Source organism: Paenibacillus sp. P36 (assembly GCF_045866505.1).
Lineage (GTDB): Bacteria > Bacillota > Bacilli > Paenibacillales > NBRC-103111 > Paenibacillus_E > Paenibacillus_E chondroitinus.
The window spans coordinates 1,192,621-1,216,456 of record NZ_AP038372.1 but is presented as its reverse complement, the minus strand read 5'-3'; the positions used below and the strand labels follow the sequence as shown (position 1 = coordinate 1,216,456).

The 23,836-nt window shown below is 46.3% G+C and carries 14 protein-coding genes and 2 rRNA genes; 1 reads left to right on the top strand and 15 read right to left on the bottom strand.

Annotated features, from left to right (window positions below; all coding sequences use genetic code 11):
• Positions 1-85: 85 nt before the first annotated feature.
• The 8 genes from ACKTT9_RS05525 to ACKTT9_RS05490 form a co-directional block, all read right to left on the bottom strand.
• Positions 86-3,002 (bottom strand): 23S ribosomal RNA (locus ACKTT9_RS05525).
• A 204-nt stretch (positions 3,003-3,206) separates the two neighbouring features.
• A 16S ribosomal RNA gene (locus ACKTT9_RS05520) occupies positions 3,207-4,742 on the bottom strand.
• Together the 16S and 23S rRNA genes form the textbook arrangement of a ribosomal RNA operon.
• A gap of 366 nt (positions 4,743-5,108) precedes the next feature.
• On the bottom strand, positions 5,109-5,618 hold the full coding sequence (locus ACKTT9_RS05515) for a GNAT family N-acetyltransferase (protein WP_407870815.1): 510 nt from the start codon (positions 5,616-5,618) through the stop codon (positions 5,109-5,111).
• Positions 5,619-5,700: 82 nt separating this feature from the next.
• Complete coding sequence (locus tag ACKTT9_RS05510; RefSeq protein ID WP_407870814.1) at positions 5,701-6,480, bottom strand: putative protein N(5)-glutamine methyltransferase; 780 nt, start codon at positions 6,478-6,480, stop codon at positions 5,701-5,703.
• A 175-nt stretch (positions 6,481-6,655) separates the two neighbouring features.
• Entirely contained in the window at positions 6,656-7,015 is a 360-nt protein-coding gene (locus tag ACKTT9_RS05505; protein ID WP_407872970.1) for a DUF1304 domain-containing protein, read from the bottom strand.
• A gap of 342 nt (positions 7,016-7,357) precedes the next feature.
• Positions 7,358-10,447: an S-layer homology domain-containing protein gene (locus ACKTT9_RS05500; protein ID WP_407870813.1), complete on the bottom strand. Its 3,090-nt coding sequence runs from the start codon at positions 10,445-10,447 to the stop codon at positions 7,358-7,360.
• A 308-nt stretch (positions 10,448-10,755) separates the two neighbouring features.
• Positions 10,756-11,577 (bottom strand): AraC family transcriptional regulator, encoded by an 822-nt coding sequence (locus ACKTT9_RS05495; protein ID WP_407870812.1) that lies wholly within the window; start codon positions 11,575-11,577, stop codon positions 10,756-10,758.
• 767 nt (positions 11,578-12,344) lie between these two features.
• Complete coding sequence (locus tag ACKTT9_RS05490) at positions 12,345-13,388, bottom strand: LLM class flavin-dependent oxidoreductase (RefSeq protein ID WP_407872969.1); 1,044 nt, start codon at positions 13,386-13,388, stop codon at positions 12,345-12,347.
• 300 nt (positions 13,389-13,688) lie between these two features.
• On the opposite strand from ACKTT9_RS05490, the gene ACKTT9_RS05485 reads away from it, so the two are divergent.
• Positions 13,689-13,877 (top strand): sporulation protein Cse60, encoded by a 189-nt coding sequence (locus tag ACKTT9_RS05485; RefSeq protein WP_246069282.1) that lies wholly within the window; start codon positions 13,689-13,691, stop codon positions 13,875-13,877.
• Positions 13,878-14,236: 359 nt separating this feature from the next.
• Here the strand turns inward: ACKTT9_RS05485 and ACKTT9_RS05480 are convergent, their stop codons facing one another.
• The 7 genes from ACKTT9_RS05480 to ACKTT9_RS05450 all read right to left on the bottom strand — a co-directional run bounded on the left by ACKTT9_RS05480 (position 14,237) and on the right by ACKTT9_RS05450 (position 23,702).
• Positions 14,237-15,430, bottom strand: a complete 1,194-nt coding sequence (locus ACKTT9_RS05480) for an MFS transporter (protein ID WP_407870811.1) — start codon at positions 15,428-15,430, stop codon at positions 14,237-14,239.
• 229 nt (positions 15,431-15,659) lie between these two features.
• Positions 15,660-16,958, bottom strand: coding sequence for a purine/pyrimidine permease (locus tag ACKTT9_RS05475; protein WP_407870810.1), 1,299 nt, complete (start codon positions 16,956-16,958; stop codon positions 15,660-15,662).
• A gap of 10 nt (positions 16,959-16,968) precedes the next feature.
• Entirely contained in the window at positions 16,969-18,537 is a 1,569-nt protein-coding gene (locus tag ACKTT9_RS05470) for a glutathione ABC transporter substrate-binding protein (RefSeq protein ID WP_407870809.1), read from the bottom strand.
• Between the two features lie 355 nt (positions 18,538-18,892).
• Positions 18,893-19,426, bottom strand: a complete 534-nt coding sequence (locus tag ACKTT9_RS05465) for an RICIN domain-containing protein (RefSeq protein ID WP_407870808.1) — start codon at positions 19,424-19,426, stop codon at positions 18,893-18,895.
• A gap of 302 nt (positions 19,427-19,728) precedes the next feature.
• The gene (locus ACKTT9_RS05460) at positions 19,729-20,955 is read right to left on the bottom strand and encodes an amidohydrolase family protein (protein WP_181646076.1); all 1,227 of its coding nucleotides are present in this window, start codon (positions 20,953-20,955) and stop codon (positions 19,729-19,731) included.
• A gap of 39 nt (positions 20,956-20,994) precedes the next feature.
• A complete protein-coding gene (locus ACKTT9_RS05455) occupies positions 20,995-22,479 on the bottom strand; it encodes an amidohydrolase family protein (protein WP_407870807.1) in 1,485 nt (494 codons plus the stop codon).
• Positions 22,476-23,702: an amidohydrolase gene (locus ACKTT9_RS05450; protein WP_407870806.1), complete on the bottom strand. Its 1,227-nt coding sequence runs from the start codon at positions 23,700-23,702 to the stop codon at positions 22,476-22,478. The genes ACKTT9_RS05455 and ACKTT9_RS05450 overlap by 4 nt, the downstream gene beginning before the upstream one ends.
• Positions 23,703-23,836: the final 134 nt, after the last annotated feature.

Below are 23,836 nucleotides of genomic sequence, written 5' to 3'. Positions count from 1 at the left end.
AAGGTAAGAATATTTTAGGTTTTCTGGGCCCCGAGAAAGTAATCGGAATCAGCTACAGAGCTTATCTTCACTTTCTTGGGTACATTTGGTTAAGCCCTCGACCGATTAGTATTCGTCAGCTGCATACGTTGCCGCACTTCCACCTCGAACCTATCAACCTCGTCGTCTACAAGGGGTCTTACATACTGGGAAATCTCATCTTGAGGGGGGCTTCGCGCTTAGATGCTTTCAGCGCTTATCCCCTCCGTACATAGCTACCCAGCGCTGCCTCTGGCGAGACAACTGGTACACCAGCGGTACGTCCATCCCGGTCCTCTCGTACTAAGGACAGCTCCTCTCAAATTTCCTACGCCCGCGACAGATAGGGACCGAACTGTCTCACGACGTTCTGAACCCAGCTCGCGTACCGCTTTAATGGGCGAACAGCCCAACCCTTGGGACCTACTTCAGCCCCAGGATGCGATGAGCCGACATCGAGGTGCCAAACCTCCCCGTCGATGTGGACTCTTGGGGGAGATAAGCCTGTTATCCCCAGGGTAGCTTTTATCCGTTGAGCGATGGCCCTTCCATTCGGTACCACCGGATCACTAAGTCCGACTTTCGTCCCTGCTCGACTTGTAGGTCTCGCAGTCAAGCTCCCTTATGCCTTTGCACTCTGCGAATGATTTCCAACCATTCTGAGGGAACCTTTAAACGCCTCCGTTACATTTTAGGAGGCGACCGCCCCAGTCAAACTGCCCACCTGACACTGTCCCCATACCGGATTACGGTACCAGGTTAGAACTCCGATACGATCAGGGTGGTATCCCAACGGCGCCTCCACCCAAGCTGGCGCTCAGGCTTCAAAGGCTCCCACCTATCCTGTACAGATCGTACCAAAGTCCAATATCAAGCTGCAGTAAAGCTCCATGGGGTCTTTCCGTCTTGTCGCGGGTAACCTGCATCTTCACAGGTATTAAAATTTCACCGGATCTCTCGTTGAGACAGCGCCCAAGTCGTTACGCCATTCGTGCGGGTCAGAATTTACCTGACAAGGAATTTCGCTACCTTAGGACCGTTATAGTTACGGCCGCCGTTTACTGGGGCTTCAATTCATAGCTTCGGAACCGAGGTCCCTAACCACTCCTCTTAACCTTCCAGCACCGGGCAGGCGTCAGCCCGTATACTTCGCCTTGCGGCTTCGCACAGACCTGTGTTTTTGCTAAACAGTCGCTTGGGCCTTTTCACTGCGGCCCCCTCGGGCTATTCACCCTACCGAGGCACCCCTTCTCCCGAAGTTACGGGGTCATTTTGCCGAGTTCCTTAACGAGAGTTCTTCCGCGCGCCTTAGAATTCTCTTCTCACCCACCTGTGTCGGTTTGCGGTACGGGCACCTTCGCCTGGCTAGAAGCTTTTCTTGGCAGTGTGAAATCATGACCTTCGGTACTTAAAATTTCCCTCCCCATCACAGCCCAGCCTTATGGTTAGCGGATTTGCCTACTAACCAGCCTCACTGCTTGGACGAGCATCCATCAGCTCGCGTCACTATCCTTCTGCGTCACTCCATTGCTCATAACGGCTACGGTGGTACAGGAATTTCCACCTGTTGTCCATCGACTACGCCTTTCGGCCTCGCCTTAGGTCCCGACTTACCCTGAGCGGACGAGCCTTCCTCAGGAACCCTTAGGTTTTCGGCGGATCAGATTCTCACTGATCTTTTCGTTACTTATACCGGCATTCTCACTTGTATGCGCTCCACCTGTCCTTACGGTCAGAATTCAACGTACATACAACGCTCCCCTACCCATGCATTGCTGCAAGCCATAGCTTCGGTGGCGTGTTTAGCCCCGTTACATTTTCGGCGCAGAGTCACTCGACCAGTGAGCTATTACGCACTCTTTCAATGGTGGCTGCTTCTAAGCCAACATCCTGGTTGTCTGTGCAACTCCACATCCTTTCCCACTTAACACACACTTGGGGACCTTAGCTGATGGTCTGGGCTGTTTCCCTTTTGACAATGGATCTTAGCACTCACTGTCTGACTCCCGGATTTAAGTTTGTGGCATTCAGAGTTTGACTGGACTTGGTAACCCTTGGCGGGCCCCGCACCCAATCAGTGCTTTACCTCCACAACTCCACATCCGAGGCTAGCCCTAAAGCTATTTCGGGGAGAACCAGCTATCTCCGAGTTCGATTGGAATTTCTCCGCTACCCCCACCTCATCCCCGAATTTTTCAACATTCGTGGGTTCGGGCCTCCAGTGAGTGTTACCTCACCTTCACCCTGGACAGGGGTAGATCACACGGTTTCGGGTCTACGTCCACGTACTAAAGCGCCCTATTCAGACTCGCTTTCGCTGCGGCTCCGTCTTTTCGACTTAACCTCGCACGGGAACGTAACTCGCCGGTTCATTCTACAAAAGGCACGCCATCACCCATATAGAGGGCTCTGACTTTTTGTAAGCACACGGTTTCAGGTTCTTTTTCACTCCGCTTCCGCGGTGCTTTTCACCTTTCCCTCACGGTACTGCTTCACTATCGGTCACTAGGGAGTATTTAGCCTTGGCAGATGGTCCTGCCGGATTCCGACGGGGTTTCACGTGACCCGCCGTACTCAGGATACCTCTAGGCATACGTTCACTTTTGGCTACAGGGCTTTTACCTTCTATGCCGGACCTTTCCAGATCACTTCGCCTAACGAACTTTTGCCACAACGAGGTCCTACAACCCCAAGGAGCAAGCTCCTTGGTTTGGGCTATTCCGCTTTCGCTCGCCGCTACTGACGGAATCACTTTTGTTTTCTTTTCCTCCAGGTACTTAGATGTTTCAGTTCCCTGGGTCTGCCTCCAATGTAGCTATGTATTCACTACATGGTAACTGCGCATTACCACAGCTGGGTTCCCCCATTCGGACATCCCCGGATCAAAGCCTGCTTACGGCTCCCCGAGGCATTTCGTCGTTCGCCACGTCCTTCTTCGGCTCCTAGTGCCTAGGCATCCTCCGTGTGCTCTTTCTAGCTTAACCTAGAAAAAAACATTTAAAGATTGTTGTATAACCCGAAGGTTACACGACCTAAGTTCTTACTTTACGTTTTGTTTCGTTATCTAGTTTTCAAGGAACAAAGATGTTTACATTGAAAGATTGCTCTTTCAAAACTGAACACGAGTGAGTAAGCGATGTGTATCCGAAGATACTTGACTGGGTCGTTTCAGACCCGAGTCTCCATAGAAAGGAGGTGATCCAGCCGCACCTTCCGATACGGCTACCTTGTTACGACTTCACCCCAATCATCTACCCCACCTTCGGCGGCTGGCTCCCTTGCGGGTTACCCCACCGACTTCGGGTGTTGTAAACTCTCGTGGTGTGACGGGCGGTGTGTACAAGACCCGGGAACGTATTCACCGCGGCATGCTGATCCGCGATTACTAGCAATTCCGACTTCATGCAGGCGAGTTGCAGCCTGCAATCCGAACTGAGATCGGCTTATAAGGATTGGCTCCACCTCGCGGCTTCGCTTCCCGTTGTACCGACCATTGTAGTACGTGTGTAGCCCAGGTCATAAGGGGCATGATGATTTGACGTCATCCCCACCTTCCTCCGGTTTGTCACCGGCAGTCATCTTAGAGTGCCCATCCGAAATGCTGGCAACTAAGATCAAGGGTTGCGCTCGTTGCGGGACTTAACCCAACATCTCACGACACGAGCTGACGACAACCATGCACCACCTGTCTTGGGTGCTCCGAAGAGGGGCACTATCTCTAGTGCTTACACCCAGATGTCAAGACCTGGTAAGGTTCTTCGCGTTGCTTCGAATTAAACCACATACTCCACTGCTTGTGCGGGTCCCCGTCAATTCCTTTGAGTTTCACTCTTGCGAGCGTACTCCCCAGGCGGCATACTTACTGTGTTAACTTCGGCACCGAGGAATCGAATCCCCAACACCTAGTATGCATCGTTTACGGCGTGGACTACCAGGGTATCTAATCCTGTTTGCTCCCCACGCTTTCGCGCCTCAGCGTCAGTTATAGGCCAGAAAGTCGCCTTCGCCACTGGTGTTCCTCCACATCTCTACGCATTTCACCGCTACACGTGGAATTCCACTTTCCTCTCCTACACTCAAGTCAACCAGTTTTGGATGCGAACCGGGGTTGAGCCCCGGGCTTAAACACCCAACTTAATTAACCGCCTGCGCGCGCTTTACGCCCAATAATTCCGGACAACGCTTGCCCCCTACGTATTACCGCGGCTGCTGGCACGTAGTTAGCCGGGGCTTTCTTCTCCTATACCGTCACACAAAGCGCAGTTACTCGCCTTGCTGTTCGTCTAGGGCAACAGAGCTTTACGATCCGAAAACCTTCATCACTCACGCGGCGTTGCTCCGTCAGACTTGCGTCCATTGCGGAAGATTCCCTACTGCTGCCTCCCGTAGGAGTCTAGGCCGTGTCTCAGTCCCAGTGTGGCCGTTCACCCTCTCAGGTCGGCTACGCATCGTCGCCTTGGTAGGCCGTTACCCTACCAACTAGCTAATGCGCCGCAGGCCCATCTATAAGCCACAGATTGCTCCGTGTTTCATGATTCTCTCATGCGAGAAAACCAGTTATCCGGTCTTAGCTATCGTTTCCGATAGTTATCCCAGTCTTATAGGCAGGTTGCCTACGTGTTACTCACCCGTCCGCCGCTAAGCACCGAAGTGCTCCGCTCGACTTGCATGTATTAGGCACGCCGCCAGCGTTCGTCCTGAGCCAGGATCAAACTCTCCATAATAGAAAAGCTGATTGTACTCATTGACTTGCTAGCGAGATTATTCATCTCATTTATAGTCGATTACTCGACTGTGCTTACTCACTCGTTGTTCAGTTTTCAAAGATCAATTTCTTTCGTTCACTACCGCGTTGCCGAAGCAGCGAGAAGTAATATACCATGTAAGAATTTCAATTGCAAGTGTTTTTTTTCGAGCCATTTTTAAAGTTTCCAACATGTTATTTAATCGATTTGTCTGACTACTTCATGTCTATTCTCTAAGCGAAGCCAAATGAATTATTTGCGTTATTCATCCGCGTTGAATGGCGGATTTGCAATATACCATGGATTTAAAACTATTACAAGCTTTTAATTAGAAAAACATTTTATTCATAGATCGAGCCCTAGTCTCCAATCATTACACTGCATAAAGTTCCCTGGAGGATATTCAAATTCACAATCACTAATTAATTGAAAGCCAAGCTTCTGGCAAACTGCGTTAGACGCCGGGTTATAAATAGATGGGAAAGCGTGAATATCCTTATGTTTCTTCTCCATATTTGCGTTAGCAATTGCTTCTAATACCGCTGCTGTCGCTATGCCTCTCCCTTGGTAGGTAGGCAAGACACTCCAACCCATTTCATAGATGCTCTCTTCTTTCCACTTGCTATCCCAGTAACCAATACTGCCGACCGTCTCATTGTCTGGCAACAGGATAATACTATACATACGACCTGACCCCTTGCCGCCGATCTCCAGATATCTTTGGTGACGAATTAGCAACTGCGCCTCTGTTTCAGAGCCACCGAGGTGTTCCATCATCTCAGGAGCATTGATCTTACGCAGCAAATCAAGATTGGATTCTGACCAAGATACTAGCTTGACATGTGGTCTTTTCATTGATTGTACGATTCCCCTCACCTCAATGATTGCCTTAAACGCTATAAGGCTCCCCAAATATTAACAGAACATATGTTCCGTGTCAAATAAGTCTCGTTCCCACGATAACCGTAGCATCTAATTCTTCGAATCTGGACACTGTCGGAATCAACCCGCTCCGAGCAAAAATCTCTACGGCTTGCAGCGCCTGCCGTTCGCTGACCTCAACCAACAGGTGTCCGCCAAGAGCAAGCCAAAGCGGAGCTTCAAGCGCAACACGGCGCAGCACATCAAGTCCGTCCTCTCCCCCATCAAGCGCTAGGCGTGCCTCATGAATACGGGCTTCTGAGGGAAGCAGCTCAATTGCTTCAGTTGGGACGTAAGGTACGTTTGCCAGCAGAATATCAATACGGTTATGCAATGTCACGGGCAGGGGTTCAAAGATGTCACCTTCAAATACATGACCTCCCACGGCTTTAATGTTTCTGCGGGCGCACTGCACTGCTTTAGTATCGATATCCACGGCATACAGCTCAATGTCTTTCACCTCTGCAGCCAAAACCGCCCCCAATGCACCTGTTCCACAGCATAGATCAACGACAACGTCTCCTGATTGGGCAATTTCAATGGCCCGCCGAACAAGAAACTCTGTACGTTGACGGGGAATGAAGACGCCAGGGTCCACCTCAATCCGAAGACCGCAGAACTCCATCCAACCAATTACGTGTTCTAACGGATGACCTAAAGCTCGTTGATCCGCCATTGCGGCTAACTCGATCGGCGACCTAGCTGCCGAAATGAGCATTTGAGCCTCATCTTCTGCGAAAACACAACCCGCAGCACGAAGTCCAGCGACAAGACGATCATAAGTAATAATCTCCATAAAAACTCACCACGTTTCTCATTAGCAATAAACTCATTTTATCCTTTGTGCCGTTTGCCGCACAGGTAGAAATCTTTTATAAAGAACTTTTCTTCCGCTCATTCCCTTAATTCGCCCAAGCATACTGAGCAGCAAAAAAGGCCCCGTGCTAACAGGACCTTTTCATTGTATTGACTTACAAGAGAACAAACAGCAAGGCGATTACAGCCGGCAAACCTTGCACGAGTAAGATCGACCTTTTTGCGGTTGCCCCGCCGTACAAGGCAGCAACAATCACACAACAAAGGAAAAAGAGTTGAATGGAGCGCCCGATCAATGGATCTGGATGAACAAGTCCCCAAATGAGCCCAGCCGCCAAAAATCCATTGTATAATCCTTGATTGGCTGCCAGCGATTTGGTGGCCACTGCCTGCTCCTTCGTCATGCCGAAAGCTTTCATCCCGCGAGGACTAGTCCATAAAAACATTTCCAGAACAAGAATGTACACATGTTCTACTGCCACTATGCCCACGAGAATTGATGCAATCATCGCAATAATAAGCTTATCCTCCTAAACCGTATTGGGTGCACCTTAGTACGTTTATTATATTTTATTAGCTTAAATTTCGATAGTAAAAAAGAAGCCTCCGCGAGGGAAGCTCCTTTCACTTCGTTTACCAACTAAATTTATGTCTTAGTCTGACATTGTGCGGACATGACCTTATTTTGAATACGCCTGCCCATTTCTCGAAAAACCCTGGATTCCCCTTCCAATTACACAACAAGCTATTTCGTGTCAACCCATCTTGTAAATGTAATATCAGAAGGAGGCGGTCCTGCTATAGTGCCAGTTATGTCGGCAATTGGCGAGTTCCACACCATCATCTTGACCATTTTTTCAATTGATAACATTAACCCTCGTATTAGTTGTTTTTCCATTGTTTGCAACCGCAGTAATTGTAAAGCTTCCGCTAGTTGTGCCTGGGCTGTAGGAAACATTAACCCTATTATTAACCCCTTCAGAGCTTGTAGATAGACTAACAGCTAATCCTTCCGATACATTATTTATCGTATAAATGACAGAGACAATCTCATTATATCTAGCAATGTTGGCGTTCTTAAATTCGTTGCTATATTGGTCTTTTAAAGTGACATCGCCCATTACCTGCCACGCAAATGCACCGTCAGCGCCTTGGATTTTCACCGTAATACCATCCGTATCATAAACAGTTGATCGTGCGAACGTCTTAAAAGCACTGCTAGTAATAGATTGAAAGTCAATCGGATCATTCTTCACATTAATTGCTGTTGAAACGAAATTGGACTCTCCCTTTGCATTCTTATAAACGGCAGTAATATTAGCTTTCCCTGCTTTGTTCCCTAAGACATATGCTTTTCCAGCAATTGCACTTGCACGAGCTGTGCTATATGTATCGGAAACTACTGTGGAAATGGTATGCGGGACTTTGACTTCTGCTCCCGATTCATCCTTTGCTGAAAGTGTAAGTTCGGCAGCGAGTTTATTCGTAGAATCAAATAGCTGAGCTGCGGCAATATTTTTTGTAGTATCATCATTAAAAGTACCGAACAAATCTCTAGCTCCATTTAGATTATATGTAAGTTTCACGTTGGCAGGATCGATGACCGTGAATTTCTTTGTAATCGATCCAACGGAATCGTTAATTATTGGACCGATCACACCTCCAGAGAAGTCTCTTTTTCGAAGGTTGAATTTAACCGATACAGAAGAATTTTTTGCAGATGCAGTCGGAGTAAACTTAAACTCCTTATCGCTAAATTGCCCAATTGAGAGAACTTGAGATCCTGGAGTAAGTATTAAGTCTCCGGAATATGTTCCAATGTAGTCAGAGGATGGTGTTACTGTGGCATATACATCGTAAGTAACTGAACGGCCATTATCAACGATATCAATAATGTTCCCTAACTGATTCTTCGGGAAAGCAGTAATATTATCACCGTACTGATCAAATAGTACGAGTTTGCCGTTAACAGTCGCTGTGTCAACAGCTCTGGCTGCGACATCAGTTGAAACTTTTAAACCTGCAGGATAGCGAGGAGCCAGGAGCGGAATATTAATTGTAGATTGACTATTTACACCGATGCCGAACAACCCGACGAATACGCTCGCGTTACCTTTTCCCTCAACTTTTCTCACATAGAGTTTTCCTCTATTTGGTCCCTCAGTTACAATCATACCTTCATCATCGAGCATATTGGCCGATACATCCGTCGACGGCCCAGTAATCAGATTCCCTGATACTGTAATCGTAAATTTACCATCCTTTACGTTTTGCACGATATCATCTGCTGTTAGCTTGTTACCCTCAGCATCATAGGCAATAATATCTATGTACTTGCTGCTGTCTCCATTAGCCCAATTGCCGCTTGGCTGAACTAGCTCTACTTTATGAGCTACAGCCGTGGGCTTCACAGCCAATTTGGCAGTTGCCGTTGATCCTCCTCCAAATACAGAAACTGTATAATCACCGCTTATTTCTACTTTAGAGGTTACCTTAATCACAACATCATCGATGCCATCACTGTTCTCATCCACGATTTGCGTACTCAACTTTGACTCAAAAGGCGCCAAAGACACCACTGGGGTAATCATTGCATTTGAATCCTTGGTAATGACAGCACCGTATTGATCATATTGCGTTAAAGGAATCAAAGCCATTTCACCAATCAAGCTTAATGCTGACTTACCACTTTTGTATGTAACCGCTCCCAATTCAACTTTATTTAAGAAAGGCCGATCGCCTATTTTAAAGGTTTTTTTTGCTGTGATGTGTTGTTCGTTATCGTAGATACTAACTGAAATTTGACTCATATTTGTGATTAATCCATCATCTGTCGTATTTATTTGAATAAATAATTTACCATATTCGTTTTTTAGTAAAGTAGGTGCATTCTTCGTAGTTGCAAAGACCGTATAGTTCCCAGTGGAAAAAGTGGCTGTCTCATCAAATTGATTCGTTGGTTTCACTTCAACATGAACTTTTGGCGACTTCGCAATCGTATCGCTGGCATTTACAAATTCAATCTTAGTTAATTTCTCCTTTTGTCCTTTAAAGGAGGCAATAGTTTTGTCCATTACGGAAGCATCTAATCCGCCCAAAGTGACTGTATAATCACTTTCCGAAATATTCGTATCCGTGAGTGTAAGTATGGCTGATTTCTTATCCTCCGACCATTTTACCGATGTTATAATGCTAGAAGTTCCCCGAGTTAAGGCTAGTGTTGCTTTTGCTGTATCTACATCTCGGTCAAAAGCAACAGTTACCGTCTTGGCACCCATTTGTTTGGCTTCCTTGAGAGAGACTTTAGCAGGCTTGTTTGCGCTTTCAAGTACTTGCGTTGCGATATAAGCCCCTTTGACAAGATCAGCACGAGTTGCTATTTTAGCACCGTCTGTCCCGAGGTCTATTCCATTTCCTTTGACAACATCCAAATATCCGTTATACCAAGGATTTGTTGATTTTACCTCCGAGGCTTTCCCTAGACCTTTCACAAGTAAGGTCGCCAATTGACCGATTGTCACTTCATCTTTAGGCGCAAACGTAGAATCCGTGACTCCTTCAATAATTCCTTTGACTTTAGCTGCTTCAATGAATGGAATAGCCCAGTTGATAGATTCATCCGTTCCAGCAACATCCGTGAAACTTGAGGCCGCCTTTTCATCCGTCGTTAGTTTTAATACTTTTGCAATTATCTTGGCAGCTTCCGCCCGAGTCATACTTCCCGTAACATCAAAGTTCTCTCCTTTCCCCTCCATATAACCTAGTTTGAGCAGCGCATTGATTTTCACTTTAAGTTCGGCATCTATGTTGGCCAAATCTTTAAAGTCTGTTGTCGTTTTAACAGTTGAGGCTGGTATTTCTTGCTTCACCTCGGCAGCTAATGCAACATGTGCAAATAATGTAAATACCATTACTAACGATGTAACCCCTATAAAACTCTTCTTCATCTTGTTTCCTCCCCTAAGGTCTAAACCGTGAAATCAGAATGTCAATGTCGACATTTGTTACTTTCAGTTTAGCGAAACAGGTTCCAAGATGTTATGTATGAAAGGAACATAACTATGGTGATAATGAAGAGAAAACATTCATTATGTACAGTTCATAAATTTCTTTTCGACATTTTTTTATCTGAAATTATCTATATAATTATGAACATAATCTACCTAGAATTCTGAGTGCTTCATGGTAGTTCAGCGCCTTCTCCTCCAATGAATGCGCTTTCTAATAGGCTCCCCGTTTGGGAGTCCTTTTTAGCTTATATAGATTTTCTCGCTAATTTACGAAATTCACCTGGTGAAACCCTATACGCTCTGTGGAACAATCGATAAAATGATCTTGACTCCATACCAACATGGTCAGCAACCTGTTCAACCGTCATTTCTTCGTATTCAAGCAAATTTGCCGCCTGTTCTAATTGGACCTTCAAAATAAATTGATAAATGGAGTGACCCAATTCGTTTTTAAACAGCTTATTTAAATGTTGAGGTGTATAACCAAACATTCGGGAAATTTCATCCAGGGTAAGCTTGCTTGAGTAATGAACATAGATAAAATTCACGACTTTCTCAATGATTGCTTTGGGGTTGTTAGTACTAATTTGTAGACTCATAGTCTGAAGCTTAACTTCTGCCAATAAGGAGTAAATGATCTCAGAAGAGGTATTTAATGTTCTATCTTTGTAATTTTCTTCAGCCCTGCAGAGCAAATCAATTAACGTTAATAGTCTGTTCGATGAGTTTACAATCAAGAGCTTGTTCATTTTCAAACCGAATTGCAAGAAGATAGTGAGATTACATGCAAAACGAACTGTAGCGATCTCCCACATGTCTTCCAGTGGCTGATACTCGTATTTTGTATTAGGCATAACAATAACCATCTGATTTGCCTGAATGACAAATTCAGACTCATTATTGATTCGAAGCAGCCCTTTTCCTCTTAAACAAAAATTAATCTCGCCATGACTACTGCCCCCTGTGAAATGTCCAGAAGGATTAAGAACATATCTTGCCGCGCAAAGATGGAATGGGAGCGATAGATGCGACTGGACGATCTCTGCGTATATATCTTGTATAAACAATAGAATTACTCCCCCTCTAATTAATACCGGCCCTGGCATTGTACATAAGCCGCCAGTTTAGCAACAAAAGAAACAGACGTAAACGACCTGTTATTGAATGATCAAAAGAACGTTCAAGAACAAGGTTTACGACTGAACTTGCCTACGTCATTCAGGCAATCATCTCCGCCTTTTACATCATTCTTGGAGAATTCCCTGAAACTCATCGGATAACAGATGGGCAATGACCTGGAAAGCCGCTGGAGCCTCAACCATATCCTTTTAAACTTTTCCTCTAAAACTCCCCCTTGTGCATAAATTCAAGTTTATGATAACGCTTGCAAAAATGATGTTAGAAATTATGAAGGAATTCAGCCTTGACATTCATGTATAATTCCATTATTCATTACAAAAGTCCAGAATAGAAGGAACAAAATTATTCATTGCGTGTAACAAATTCATTTATTTTCTATCTGTCTAATGATGGAAGAGGGAACCACTTCAGTCATACGGATACGGGTTATTCAAACAGTCAGCCACACTAATCGTCAATCAGTCGTTATAAGCACACTTGCCAAAAGAATCGTTAAAAACCTCCATTCCACCCCTTAATACTGTGTCGGATGTTAGAAGAGGCTTTGTCCTGCTCTCGGCATATTCCAAAAGCTCATCTTTAACTCGAACATGGTATGGGGTGAAATGGAGGTCATAGAAAAAATGTAATATGTTCACATAATTTCATAATAGGAGGGCGGTCGAATTTGATTGCCCAGAATTCGTGCAGCACCTTAGGCTTTCATTCTTGCAATCTGTTCCCGCACCCGCGGTGCGACTTCCGTTCCCAGCAGTTCAATAGCTTTCATAACTTCATGATGAGGCATTGTTCCAACAGGTAAATGCATGATAAATCGCGAGAAACCTAACTGTTTGCTCATGTGAACGATTTTATTGGCAACCGTTTCGGGATCGCCAACGTATAGTGCGCCTTCCAGGCTGCGAGAAGCATCGAACTGTGCACGGCTATAATGCCCCCATCCGCGCTCTTTACCAAAACTATTCATCGAAGCCTGCGTAGGTGGAAAATACCTGTCGACGGCAAGCGAGGTGGTTTCGGCAACGAATCCGAGCGAGTGTACAGCCACCGGTAATTTTGACGCATCGTGTCCTGCACGCGCAGCTGCTTCCTTATAGAGCTTCACTATGGGAGCAAATTGCACAGGGCTCCCCCCAATAATCGCCAAAACAAGCGGCAATCCTAATACGCCTGCGCGTATGGCTGATTCCGGGTTCCCCCCGCTGCCAATCCATACAGGCAGAGGGGTCTGAACCGGACGCGGATAAACACCTAAATTCGTAAAGGCGGGGCGATGCCCTCCTTTCCAGGATACTTTCTCCGAATCCCTTAGTTTCAATAATAGTTCCAGTTTCTGCTCGAAAAGCTCTTCGTAGTCTTTCAAATCATAACCAAACAATGGAAACGCATCGACCATAGAGCCTCGGCCCACAATAATTTCAGCACGTCCATTGGAAATGCCATCGAGTGTTGCAAACTCCTGAAATACACGGACTGGATCGGCAGCTGAGAGCACGGTAACCGAACTGGTTAAGCGGATCTTTTTGGTCACAGCCGCCCCGGCTGCCAGCACCACGACACTAGCGGAATCCCCAAACTCCTTACGATGGTGCTCGCCAACCCCGAATATATCGAGTCCAACCTGATCGGCAAGAGCGATTTCTTCTACAACTTCCCGCAATCTCTCCGCATGACTTATCGTCTTGCCTGTACGAACATCCGGCGTTGTTTCGACAAATGTATCTACACCTATTTCCACTTTAATATCCCCAATCATGATTTATATTTATATCCTTGAATTATTTATCCTAACATTAGAAATTATATTATTAAATAAACAAACCCGTCAACCATTTGTAAACATTTGGCCCGGCAAACTCCGATAATTCCACTAGGCATTATCAGCCCAGTCATCGAAATTACGCCGAATTGACAGCGTTTACTTTCAGTGGTATGGTCAGAGGAATACGCAAGGCATTCCACGTCTAAATCGGAATGTCTTGTTGTATTTCGTCCTTTTTTACATTTCATGTATTTATTATGAAAGGAGGTTTTGAAAGTGATTCAAGTGAAAGAATTTTTAGACACGGATTCATCCTACGCAGAGTCGAGAGCTAACCAATTTCTGACTGAGCTATCGGATGATCAGGTGATTAACGTATGCTACGGCTCTATCTTTAAGACAGGGAAACATGATGCTGGACTCCAACGAAGTTCCATTCTTATTGTTTATAGAACAAAAGAATAAATGCCGAATTTCCTGCGTTTTATCAACTATTAAAGAGGTACGGATATGAAATCAAGAGTTGAAACTTTCCTTAAGTTAATCTCATTGGTCTCAACACTTTTTCTCGCAGGAGTATTGGTATATGTCATCTTACGCAATATCTGAATTCCCGGTAAAGAATGCCACGAAGAGGTTTTAAGAGCATAGGCTTTACTTTTTAAAAGCAGGGAGGTTCGCAATATGAACATGTATTGGCATTGTCGTCTGATCATTTCCGGAGGAATTTACGATGAACCATAGAGTACTGTGATGTAACGACAACATCGCAAAGAAAAAAGGGGCAATTCGTTTAGCATATAACTTCGCTAAATGAATTGCCCTTATTTTAATATACGGTTTACTTGCTCTGTACTCAACATCATCAAAACAATAAAAGCCAGCACAATAAAAGGGAACAAATTGATGGTCATCTGTGAAGCGAGCAAGCCAAAGAGCGGTGGTAAAAACGTGGATCCCGTATATGCGACTGCCATCTGAAATCCCATTAGCTTGGCGGAATTCTCGCGACCAAAGCGTGCAGGCGTTTCATGCAGCAAACCAGGGTAGATGGGAGCAAGCCCGATGCCAATCAAAATAAGTCCAACCAAGAAAACTTGAGGCAGAGGAAGCAGCAGCATGACCCCACCCGCAATGGCAATGATCTGACCGCACCGGATCAACACACGATTGTGGATTTTCATCGTAATGAACCCTGTAATCAGTCTTCCAACTGTTATTCCGCCATAGTATAAAGAGATCCACCCGGCAGCTGTCTCGGCTGTCATATTTCTTGCACCAACCAGATAGCTGGCTCCCCATAATCCTGCCGTAGATTCAACCCCGCAGTAGAATAAAAAAGCGATAAGTGTCGGCTTAACACCATTGATCTGAAGCACGTTAGCTTTGGAACTAGCCGCCGGTTGTATCAACTCTCCGACCTGGTCTTGTGGATTCTCACTGTTTGGACCCTCAGCCTCCTTAATAGCAGCTACACGTTTCCATAAAGGGAGCGTAACAAGCAATACAATGGCGAGTGTGAACTGTATCATAGATACCGTTGAATAACCATCTCTCCAGGAGTTGTGCTCAGCAATGTAAAAGGACATGATAATAGGTCCGAGAGTTGCCCCTACACCCCAAAAACAGTGCAGCCAGTTCATGTGATGAGCTTTATAATTTTCAGAGACATAATGATTTAGCGCCGCGTCAATCGCACCTCCGCCTAGACCAAGAGGAACGGCTAAAAGGATAAGCCAAATCATCGAAGGCGCCATTGAGAACCCCAGCAACGCTCCTGCAGTAAGGCAGCAACTGATCAAGGTAATTTTACCTGTCCCCGCTCGCTGAACCAAACGCCCGCTTGCCAGACTGGATACGATGGTTCCTCCTGCCACAATCATCGACAAGATCCCCGCGAAGCCAAATGAAGCGCCGATGTCGGGTCTTATCACGGGCCACGCCGATCCCAGCAAGGAGTCTGGAATTCCCAGGCTAATAAATGCCAAATAGATAACAACTAAAAACATGGTTGCCATCGTACCCCCCCTTCTCCTTCGATCATATGCATTGCCTGTATCGCGGATATCACAACAGCACCAATACTTATTAAATTATTTTAATAAGTCTAGATCATCTTAGCAGAAGTCACTTGTAACGGCAATATAAGATTTCGTTGCATTCGGTTGCACTGACCGTTGTCAACGCAAAAAATTGCCGCTTCTCCAGCTCTGAGGCCAGATAGCGACAATTTTTATAGATATATGCTTATGCTTTATCGGCTTTCCATAGTTGTTCAAGCAAAATCACAATCATCGTGCCTACAAGCAGTCCATTGCTGAATACATATTGCAAGATCGATGGAAGCCCTTGGAATGCTGTTGACGGAAGAAACATAAGTCCAATGCTAATCAAAAGCGTAATGCCCAGAATCGTCAGTCGGCGTTGATCCAGTGTTTCCTTTAGAATCGACTGAAAGGCAATTCCGATCATTTGAACAAATGATGCCAGTAAGGCCGCCGTAGCGATTGGTCCTGGGAGCAGCGCCAAGAAATTAACGATAACCGGAACCAGGGAAATCCCCGACAAGGCCAAACAAGCCACAAGAAACGGGCGAACCCGGGTCTGTTCGGTTAGTCGAATAAAGCCCGCGGATACCGGTAAAGGAACGACGCCAATTGTCGAGAATATAGCACACAAGAAGTGAGAAATTCCACCGGCTATTCCTCCGCGATTCAAGGTTTCTTTTAATTTCCCCGGAGCTTCCGGTACTACTTGGCTGACAGCCGAAACTGCAGCGATCGTATTGGACACTAAAATAAACGTAAACAGAATGGCCGTGATCACGATTCCGGCATTAAAATGCGGATTTCCCCATGCGAACAACTCCGGCAGCTTAACCCAAGATTCGTTCGTACTAACGGAAGCCGAACTTTTGCCGAGCAGCGTATATAGCAGCCACCCGGATAAGATTCCGATCAGCACGGCATAGTTTTTGATCCAACCTTTTCCTTTGACCGAAAGAAGGATGACGAGAATAAACACGCCAAACGATATAGCTGCAGTTCCATAATCGGGCAAGGATGATTCTCCTTGTAAAGCGATCATTCCTTTCATAAAAACACCGCTAAGTTGAAGCGCTAAGATCAAAAGAAAAGAACCGGTAACCAGAGGGGTGAACAGGAACAGCAATCGGTGGAAATATCCGCTCAAGCCAAGGATAAGGAGGAGTAGACCCGCAATAAGGAATCCACCCTCCAAAATTTGCAGCGTTTCCTTTAAGCTTTGCCCCTGTCTGACTGCTACGTCTGCTAATATCACAAACACACTGACCCATGAACCTGCGGGACCGTCCGCGATCGGATACCGATGCCCTAACCATCCTTGGATGAAAGAACTCAAGCCAACGACCAAAAATGTTCTCTGCATCAACGCCGAAACTTCTTCTATCGATAAATGAAAAATGCCACCGATGACGATAGGCAGTGCGACAGAATTGGCCAGCAGGAAAATAAACCATTGAAATGTGCTTAAGCTGCCGTAGAACCGGCGATTTTGTGTTTCCATTGTACCTCCCTTACTTTACGGTAACATCGTTTAACATCAGATATCCGATTGGACTCAACGTGAATCCTTTGACATTTTTAGCTGTTACGGCTACGTGATCAATCGTGCGAATCGGAATTAACGGACTGTCTTTCATCTCGATATCTTGCACTTTGGCGTAAATCTCTTTACGTTTCTCCACATCTTTCTCACGACGGCCGTCTTCAATTAGCTTATCCACTTCTGCGTTGGTGTAGAAAGCCAGATTGCCTTTGCTTCCATGGGAAGAGCTGTGAAACACATTGTACTGATTGTAATCCGCATCCCCGGTCGCATTGCCCCAGCCGCCGATAAACAGATTGTGTTCGCCTTTACCGGTAATATCCAGGTAAGCACCATACTCCATCACTTTGATTTCGAGGTCGATGCCAATGCCTTTCAACTGAGATTGAACGACTTCCGCCAGGTTAATGCGCTCTTTTCTATCGTCAGTTACAATAGATGTTTTAAATCCATTTGGAAAACCAGCCTCAGCAAGCAATTCTTTCGCCTTGTTGATGTTGTACGTATATTCGGCCAAATTAGCATTAAATCCGATCATCTTAGGAGAAAGAGCCGAGATCGCTTTGCTGCCCACGCCGTTATAAACGCCTTTGATAATGGAGTCCTTTTCAATGGCATAGGAGAATGCTTGACGAACGCGCGGGTCATCGAACGGTTTTTTCTTTGTGTTAAAGCCGATGTATTCTACCCCAAGCCCTTCGGTGCGAGCTAGCGTCATGGAAGAAGAATTTTTCACGCGGTCTAATTCGGTTACAGGCAATTGATCGCTAATCTGAACTTCACCTGATTCCACCATGGCGACACGCGTAGTATCCTCTGGAACTACTTTATAAACAACCTTATCTACTTTCGGAATCTCGCCCCAGTAGGTATCATTTTTGACAAGAACCATCTCTTGTCCTGGCGTCCAAGACTGGAATTTGAATGGACCCGTTCCGATCGGGTTTTTGGAAAGCTTGTCCGCTTGTTCTGCAATGGCTTTCGGGCTAAGGATACTGCCTTCAGTGCTAGCAAGAATGGACAGGATAGGCGCGTACGGATAAGACAAAATGAATTGAACGGTATAGTCGTCCACAACCTTCACTTCTTTGACCATGGAGAAATTGCTTGCTCTTGGCGAATTGACTTTTGGATCCAAAGCACGCTCCATTGTCTTCTTAACCGCATCTGCCGTGAACGGCGTGCCATCGTGGAACTTCACACCCTGACGCAGCTTGAACTCCCAAGTTAAGTCATCGACTTGTTTCCACTCTGATGCCAGAGAAGGCTTGTACTCCATATTTTTATCTGTCATGAGCAGGCCTTCGTAAACTTTACCATAAATGTAGTTCGCTGAAGGAATGTTTGTAATAAATTGCGGATCCAGGTTGTTCGCGTCCGCTTTTCTTGCGATGGTTAGCGTACCGCCCGCTTGGGAAGCTTCCGCGGCTTTCCCGCTATCTGTTGTCGAATCTGGTGAAGAGGAGCATCCGGCCAACACGGACATACCTACAAGGGATATCGCGAGAAAGCCGCCGAGAATAAGTTTTCTTTTCATTGTATAAACCCTCCTATTTCTATCGTTTATCTACTACTTTAAAATGGCTTATTAGCATTATAGAAAAAAATAGCTTTAGAACATTGCACATTCTTTACGTCTATTTACAATATCTTTACTATTTTTAATATGCAAACAAGCTACGACCAAGAAAGCGCTAACATAGTATCTTTCATGCAAAATCCCCTTTACGAATGAATGATCTTCTTATTTAGATAATAAATAATTTTCAGATTATTTAGTTTCACAATCTTTACTTGTATTTATATAATCTTTACTTCTTTTTCTTAAAAAAATAATAAAACCGCCAAGTTCACCTTACCTTGACAGTTTTATTAGGTTTGACGAGTATTCGTTATGATAATAAATACCAGTGCTGATTGTGGCCGCCATTATCATACCATTGAATGGCTTGCCCTCCATCGGATGTCGATTGTCCCGACATATCTAACAATTTACCGCTGCCTCGGTTTTTAATTTTCACCGGATCATTTTCACCGGTTCCGATAATTTCCCACTGCTGGTTCCACCCGTTATTGTCTGGCCATTGAATGACATTGGCCCCATCATAGGAAGATACTCCGCTAACATCCAATAAATATCCGCTGCCTACGTTTCTGATATGATAATATCCGTTTCCTAAATATTCAAGATACCATTTCTGATAATCCCCTTCTACATTCGGAAATTGTTGAATTAGCGCACCTTCCGCTTGTTTATCCCATCCGCTGACGGATAGCGCCTTTAAGCTGCGTTCATTAATAAGTCTCAGAGCAAATTGTGTTCCCGATGCGTACGACGTCGAAGTTCCTGCGAATGGCGAGATGGATGCAACTAACACAAGCACCAATATCGTTATCCATCCGTACCTAATTAGACATTGTTTCATGAAAGTGCACTCCCTTTTTAATTGATTAACTTACGCCAGTGATATTTAAGAACGAGTTTTATGTATTACACTTTAATCACCTCCTAAATCAGTCAGGTAATCAAGTTCTCATTAAATTCTTTATTTGGGATTAATTTCAATTCCATCCTACACTACTGGCAGTACTCTTTTCATTGATATTTTCGGTGTATTCCTGACTAGTTCCTTACCAGCATGACAAATATGATCATGAAGTTGTGAAACCTACAACAAAAAAAAGGCATAGCCCTCTCCCGAATGAGAGAAAACTATGCCTTTGGTGATTACAACGAACCGGAAACGACATTCCCGCGATACAGCACCGCTTGACGCTCGGCTCTCCGCGCTACCGCTTCCGCCGAACAACTCGCGTGAACAAGCACCGCGCTTGCTTCGTCGCCAACAGCTGGCCAGACGCGGGCACCTTCCGCAGAAAGCGGAAGCTTGTCGCCTGTAATAAAGCCGAGCGCCTGCGCTAGCGAGCGCTCATCACTCCAGCGGAATCGCTCCGCCAGACGGCCGACTCTTTCCAAACTGTCTCCTTGGCCGAATGGGGACCAATGATCCGTAATGCTATCGTCGCCTAGCGAGACGGATACGCCTTTTTGCTTGAGCAGCGGAATCGGTATCGTCGCTCGGTTAATTGGCACGGTCGAGGTGATCGCGATGCCCAGCTGAGCAAACAGCTCGGCCACTTCGCTTTGCAGCTCGACCGGAACGTCAGCAAAACCTAGCGCATGGCTGACGGTTACGCGCCCCTGCCAACCCGCTTCCTCGGTTAGTGCGGCAAGCCTTTTGAATGTGAAGATACCTAAATGACCCGGATCATGGATGTGAACGTCCACGTCAGCATCAGCCTCTACAGCCAATTCCATAATCGTATTCAACGATTTCTCAATGTTCTGATCGACCGAAGCCGGGTCTACGCCACCCATGGATGTCGCTCCCATTCGCAGCGCCTCGCGCGCCATCTCCACAACGTTGCTGCGCAGCAGCCCGTGCTGCGGGAAGGCTACAATTTCGCCAGACAGCTTGCCCGAATAAGTTTCAAAAGCTTGCAGAGTGGCTTCAAGATTTTTCAAGCCAATATAGGGATCGATGTTGCAATGGCTGCGGACGTGGGTCGTGCCGTTTTTCAGCAACAGTCCAAGCATCGCTTCCGCTCGTTCCCTGGCCGTTGGGAGCAGCTCTGTCAGCAGCGTCTCTTCTTCCTTTAAACGAGTAAAAATGTTCACGGGCGGGGAACAAGCTTTCCACGGCCCTCCGTAATACGTTTTATCGATATGAATATGCATATCGCGGAACGCTGGAAGCAGAAGCAGCTTCTTCGCGTCTTGCTTAGGCAGATCGCTGTCTAAGCTTGCGTCAGCAGACACGATTTGCGCAATCTTCCCATCTTCAATAAGGAGGTGACAAATCTCCGTTTCTGTGCCTGCAATTCTTCCATTTTCATAGCGATAGCCGCTCTCCAAACAAACGTTAGTTAGCCAATAAGTCGTTGTCATACTCATGTTGGTTACACCCTTTCTCCCTGTCAAATTTGTAATCTCTTACAGCAACTCAGGATCAAAACGTTTCTCATCCACATAAGCTCTGGAGTGACCCCAGAAATATTTGGTCGGTTCCATATATTTCTGCAGTCCGGCACGCTCAATCGTCCGCTTCGCTTCTTCATTCGCTTCATCAAGTGCCGAAAATTCATCAACGGTTAGCACTTTGCGATCTTCCATCACGATTTTTCCATTCACGATAACGTTGTCTACGTCGCTCCCCACGGCCTGATGGACCAAACGGTGCACATACATATACTCCGGTGTCAAATGAGGCTGGCGCATGTTGACCGTAATCACATCCGCTTTTTTCCCAGCTTCCAAAGAGCCTAGTTCATCATCCCAGCCTACACAGCGGGCGGCATCAATCGTCACCATCTCAAGCAGCTTGCCAGCCGGCAAATAGTAGTAATCTTTGAGCGCTGCCTGATGAATCATCTGCGTCTTGCGCATCGCTTGAAACATGTCAAAGCTGGCTGCCGGGGAGGTACCGTCCGTGGAAATCGCCACCGTTGCGCCCATCTCCATCAGTTCCGTGATAGGCGTTCGCGCATTCACCTGTCCGAATCCTGGTGCAGAGCTAACATTGGTACCTGTTTCAGCCAAAATTCGCGCTTCATCAAACGAAATGCCGCGGCAATGCTGCAGATGCACATCGGGTCCAAGCAAAGCGTTTTCTTTATCTTGAATCGCCAGATGAATCATGCCTCCGAAGGCATCCGAGTGTATCCGCGTGTTATATTTTCGAGCGATCTCGCGAATCTTTTTCGCTTGATAGCGATCATGATCGGTTAAGCCATATAACTGATCCGGCGGCGTCGGGGCTGACGGGTTAACGGAAGTAACGATCACAAAAGGCGTGATGAAAGCACGAATGTGATCGTCGTGCGCGTGATTCAAAGCCTCAATGACCGACTCGGCACCTTTTAGCACTTCTTCGTAAGTCACTTCTTTGGTTACCCGCTTCCCATCCACCCAGCGGCTGAACGAATGCGGCCACGGCGGATTGCAAGGACCCGTACAGACGATCTCCCGAATGCCAACTTCGGAGTAAGCTTTGGCATGATTAAGCGCAAAGATCGGATCGTCGGAGCGAGGCATCGAACCAAGCACACAGGCGCCTGTCGTGATCCCTGCTTTTAAACGTTCAAGCGCGTTCAGCTTACCTTCGTAATACCAGAACTCATCCGTTACAAAGTGCTTATACGTATGCGTCATGATCGGCATCCAGAAACTGATATTGTCCATGGCGATTGTCTTGAACATGGAATGGCCGCCGTGACCATGGACATCGATCAATCCAGGCAGGACACAGTGATGATTGCAATCGATCGTTTTCTTCGCCTCATACTTCGCAAGTAATTGCTCGGTGTCAGCAACCTCCAGAATTCTCCCATCGTGGATCGCGACAGCCCCATTCTCGAGAATGCGACGATCTTGATCCATGGTAATCACGACGCCATGAACGAGTAATAAATCGATCATGGCTGGAGTCCTCCTGCCACCAATGTCCCGCGGTAGAAGACGGCCTTGCGTTCAGCTCTTCTCGCGACAGCCTCCGCCGTGGAAGTAGCCTCCACCAGAACCACGCTAGCCTCATCTCCGACATTAGGCCATGCGCGTTTGCCGTCTCGATCCAGCGGCGTCTTTCCGCCAGTAATGAAACCGAGCGATTGCGACAAGGAATATTCGTCAATCCAGCGGAAGCGTTCGGCTAAACGGCCTGCTCGTTCCAAAATGTCCCCGTTCCCGAAAGGTTGCCACGTATCGAAGATATTATCGCAGCCTGCTGCAACAGCCACCCCTTTCTCATGCAAAAGCGGTACCGGCGGCAGCGTTCTGCTGTGGGGCGCGCTTGTGATGATCGTAATGCCGGCCTCGGCTAAAATAGCGGACAATTCCGCCGCTTCACCGGCAGGCACCTCGCCAAGAGCGAACGCGTGGCTGATCGCCACTCTTCCTTGCAAACCCGCTTCCATCGTAAGCGCTGCCAACCGTCTCATGGTAAAAGTGCCCAAATAATCCGGATCGTGCAGATGCAAATCGACGCCTGCATTCGCCTCAACAGCCAGCTCCATCATTTGCTGCAAAGACGCTTCAACGTCCCCGTCCACCATGGCGGGATCGACGCCGCCGATCAGCGTAGCGCCTTCACGAAGGGCTGCTCTAACCAGCTCTTTGGAGCCGGATCGCAATAAGCCATGCTGTGGAAAAGCTACTATTTCATAAGAAAGTTTCCCCTCATAAGTATCCAACGCCTTCTGCACGGCTTCCAAGTTATGCAGTCCTGCTTCCGGATAAATATCCACATGCGTCCGCACTTCAGTTGAACCAGCACTTAATAGCGTAGCCAGCAAGTTTTCTGCTCGCTCCTGGGTCGAAGTCGGCAGTGAAGGAAGAATCCGTTTCTCCACTTCGAAGCGTCCCATGATATTAGCTACAGGGGTGACTGCACGCCACGTATCCCCAATTAACGTCTTATCCAAATGAACATGTTTTTCAATAAATGATGGCAACAACAGCAGATTTTTTCCGTCTTGCTTCGGAAGATCTGTTTCTAGCGGTTTATCCGCTGTAACGATTTCATGGATGACACCGCCCTCTATACGTAGATGGCAGATTTCTGTTTCTGTCCCGGAGATCACGCCATTATCATACAAATAGCCACTCTCCAGACGAACATTGGTTAACCAATAAGATGAACTCACGAATTGCTCACCCTTCCTTCCTTTTCCCAAAATTCGGTGTGATTTGCTCGTACTCCCTCAATTATAAAGAATATTCTGTGTTTTATTTTCACAATCTTTACTTCTATTTAAGGTATCTTTACGAGTTGCCCAAA

Coding starts and splice junctions, on each gene's coding strand:
- ACKTT9_RS05465 (WP_407870808.1), bottom strand. CDS start 19,426: ATGAAACAATGTCTAATTAGGTACGGATGGATAACGATATTGGTGCTT.
- ACKTT9_RS05460 (WP_181646076.1), bottom strand. CDS start 20,955: ATGAGTATGACAACGACTTATTGGCTAACTAACGTTTGTTTGGAGAGC.
- ACKTT9_RS05475 (WP_407870810.1), bottom strand. CDS start 16,958: ATGGAAACACAAAATCGCCGGTTCTACGGCAGCTTAAGCACATTTCAA.
- ACKTT9_RS05470 (WP_407870809.1), bottom strand. CDS start 18,537: ATGAAAAGAAAACTTATTCTCGGCGGCTTTCTCGCGATATCCCTTGTA.
- ACKTT9_RS05515 (WP_407870815.1), bottom strand. CDS start 5,618: ATGAAAAGACCACATGTCAAGCTAGTATCTTGGTCAGAATCCAATCTT.
- ACKTT9_RS05510 (WP_407870814.1), bottom strand. CDS start 6,480: ATGGAGATTATTACTTATGATCGTCTTGTCGCTGGACTTCGTGCTGCG.
- ACKTT9_RS05500 (WP_407870813.1), bottom strand. CDS start 10,447: ATGAAGAAGAGTTTTATAGGGGTTACATCGTTAGTAATGGTATTTACA.
- ACKTT9_RS05480 (WP_407870811.1), bottom strand. CDS start 15,430: ATGGCAACCATGTTTTTAGTTGTTATCTATTTGGCATTTATTAGCCTG.
- ACKTT9_RS05455 (WP_407870807.1), bottom strand. CDS start 22,479: ATGATCGATTTATTACTCGTTCATGGCGTCGTGATTACCATGGATCAA.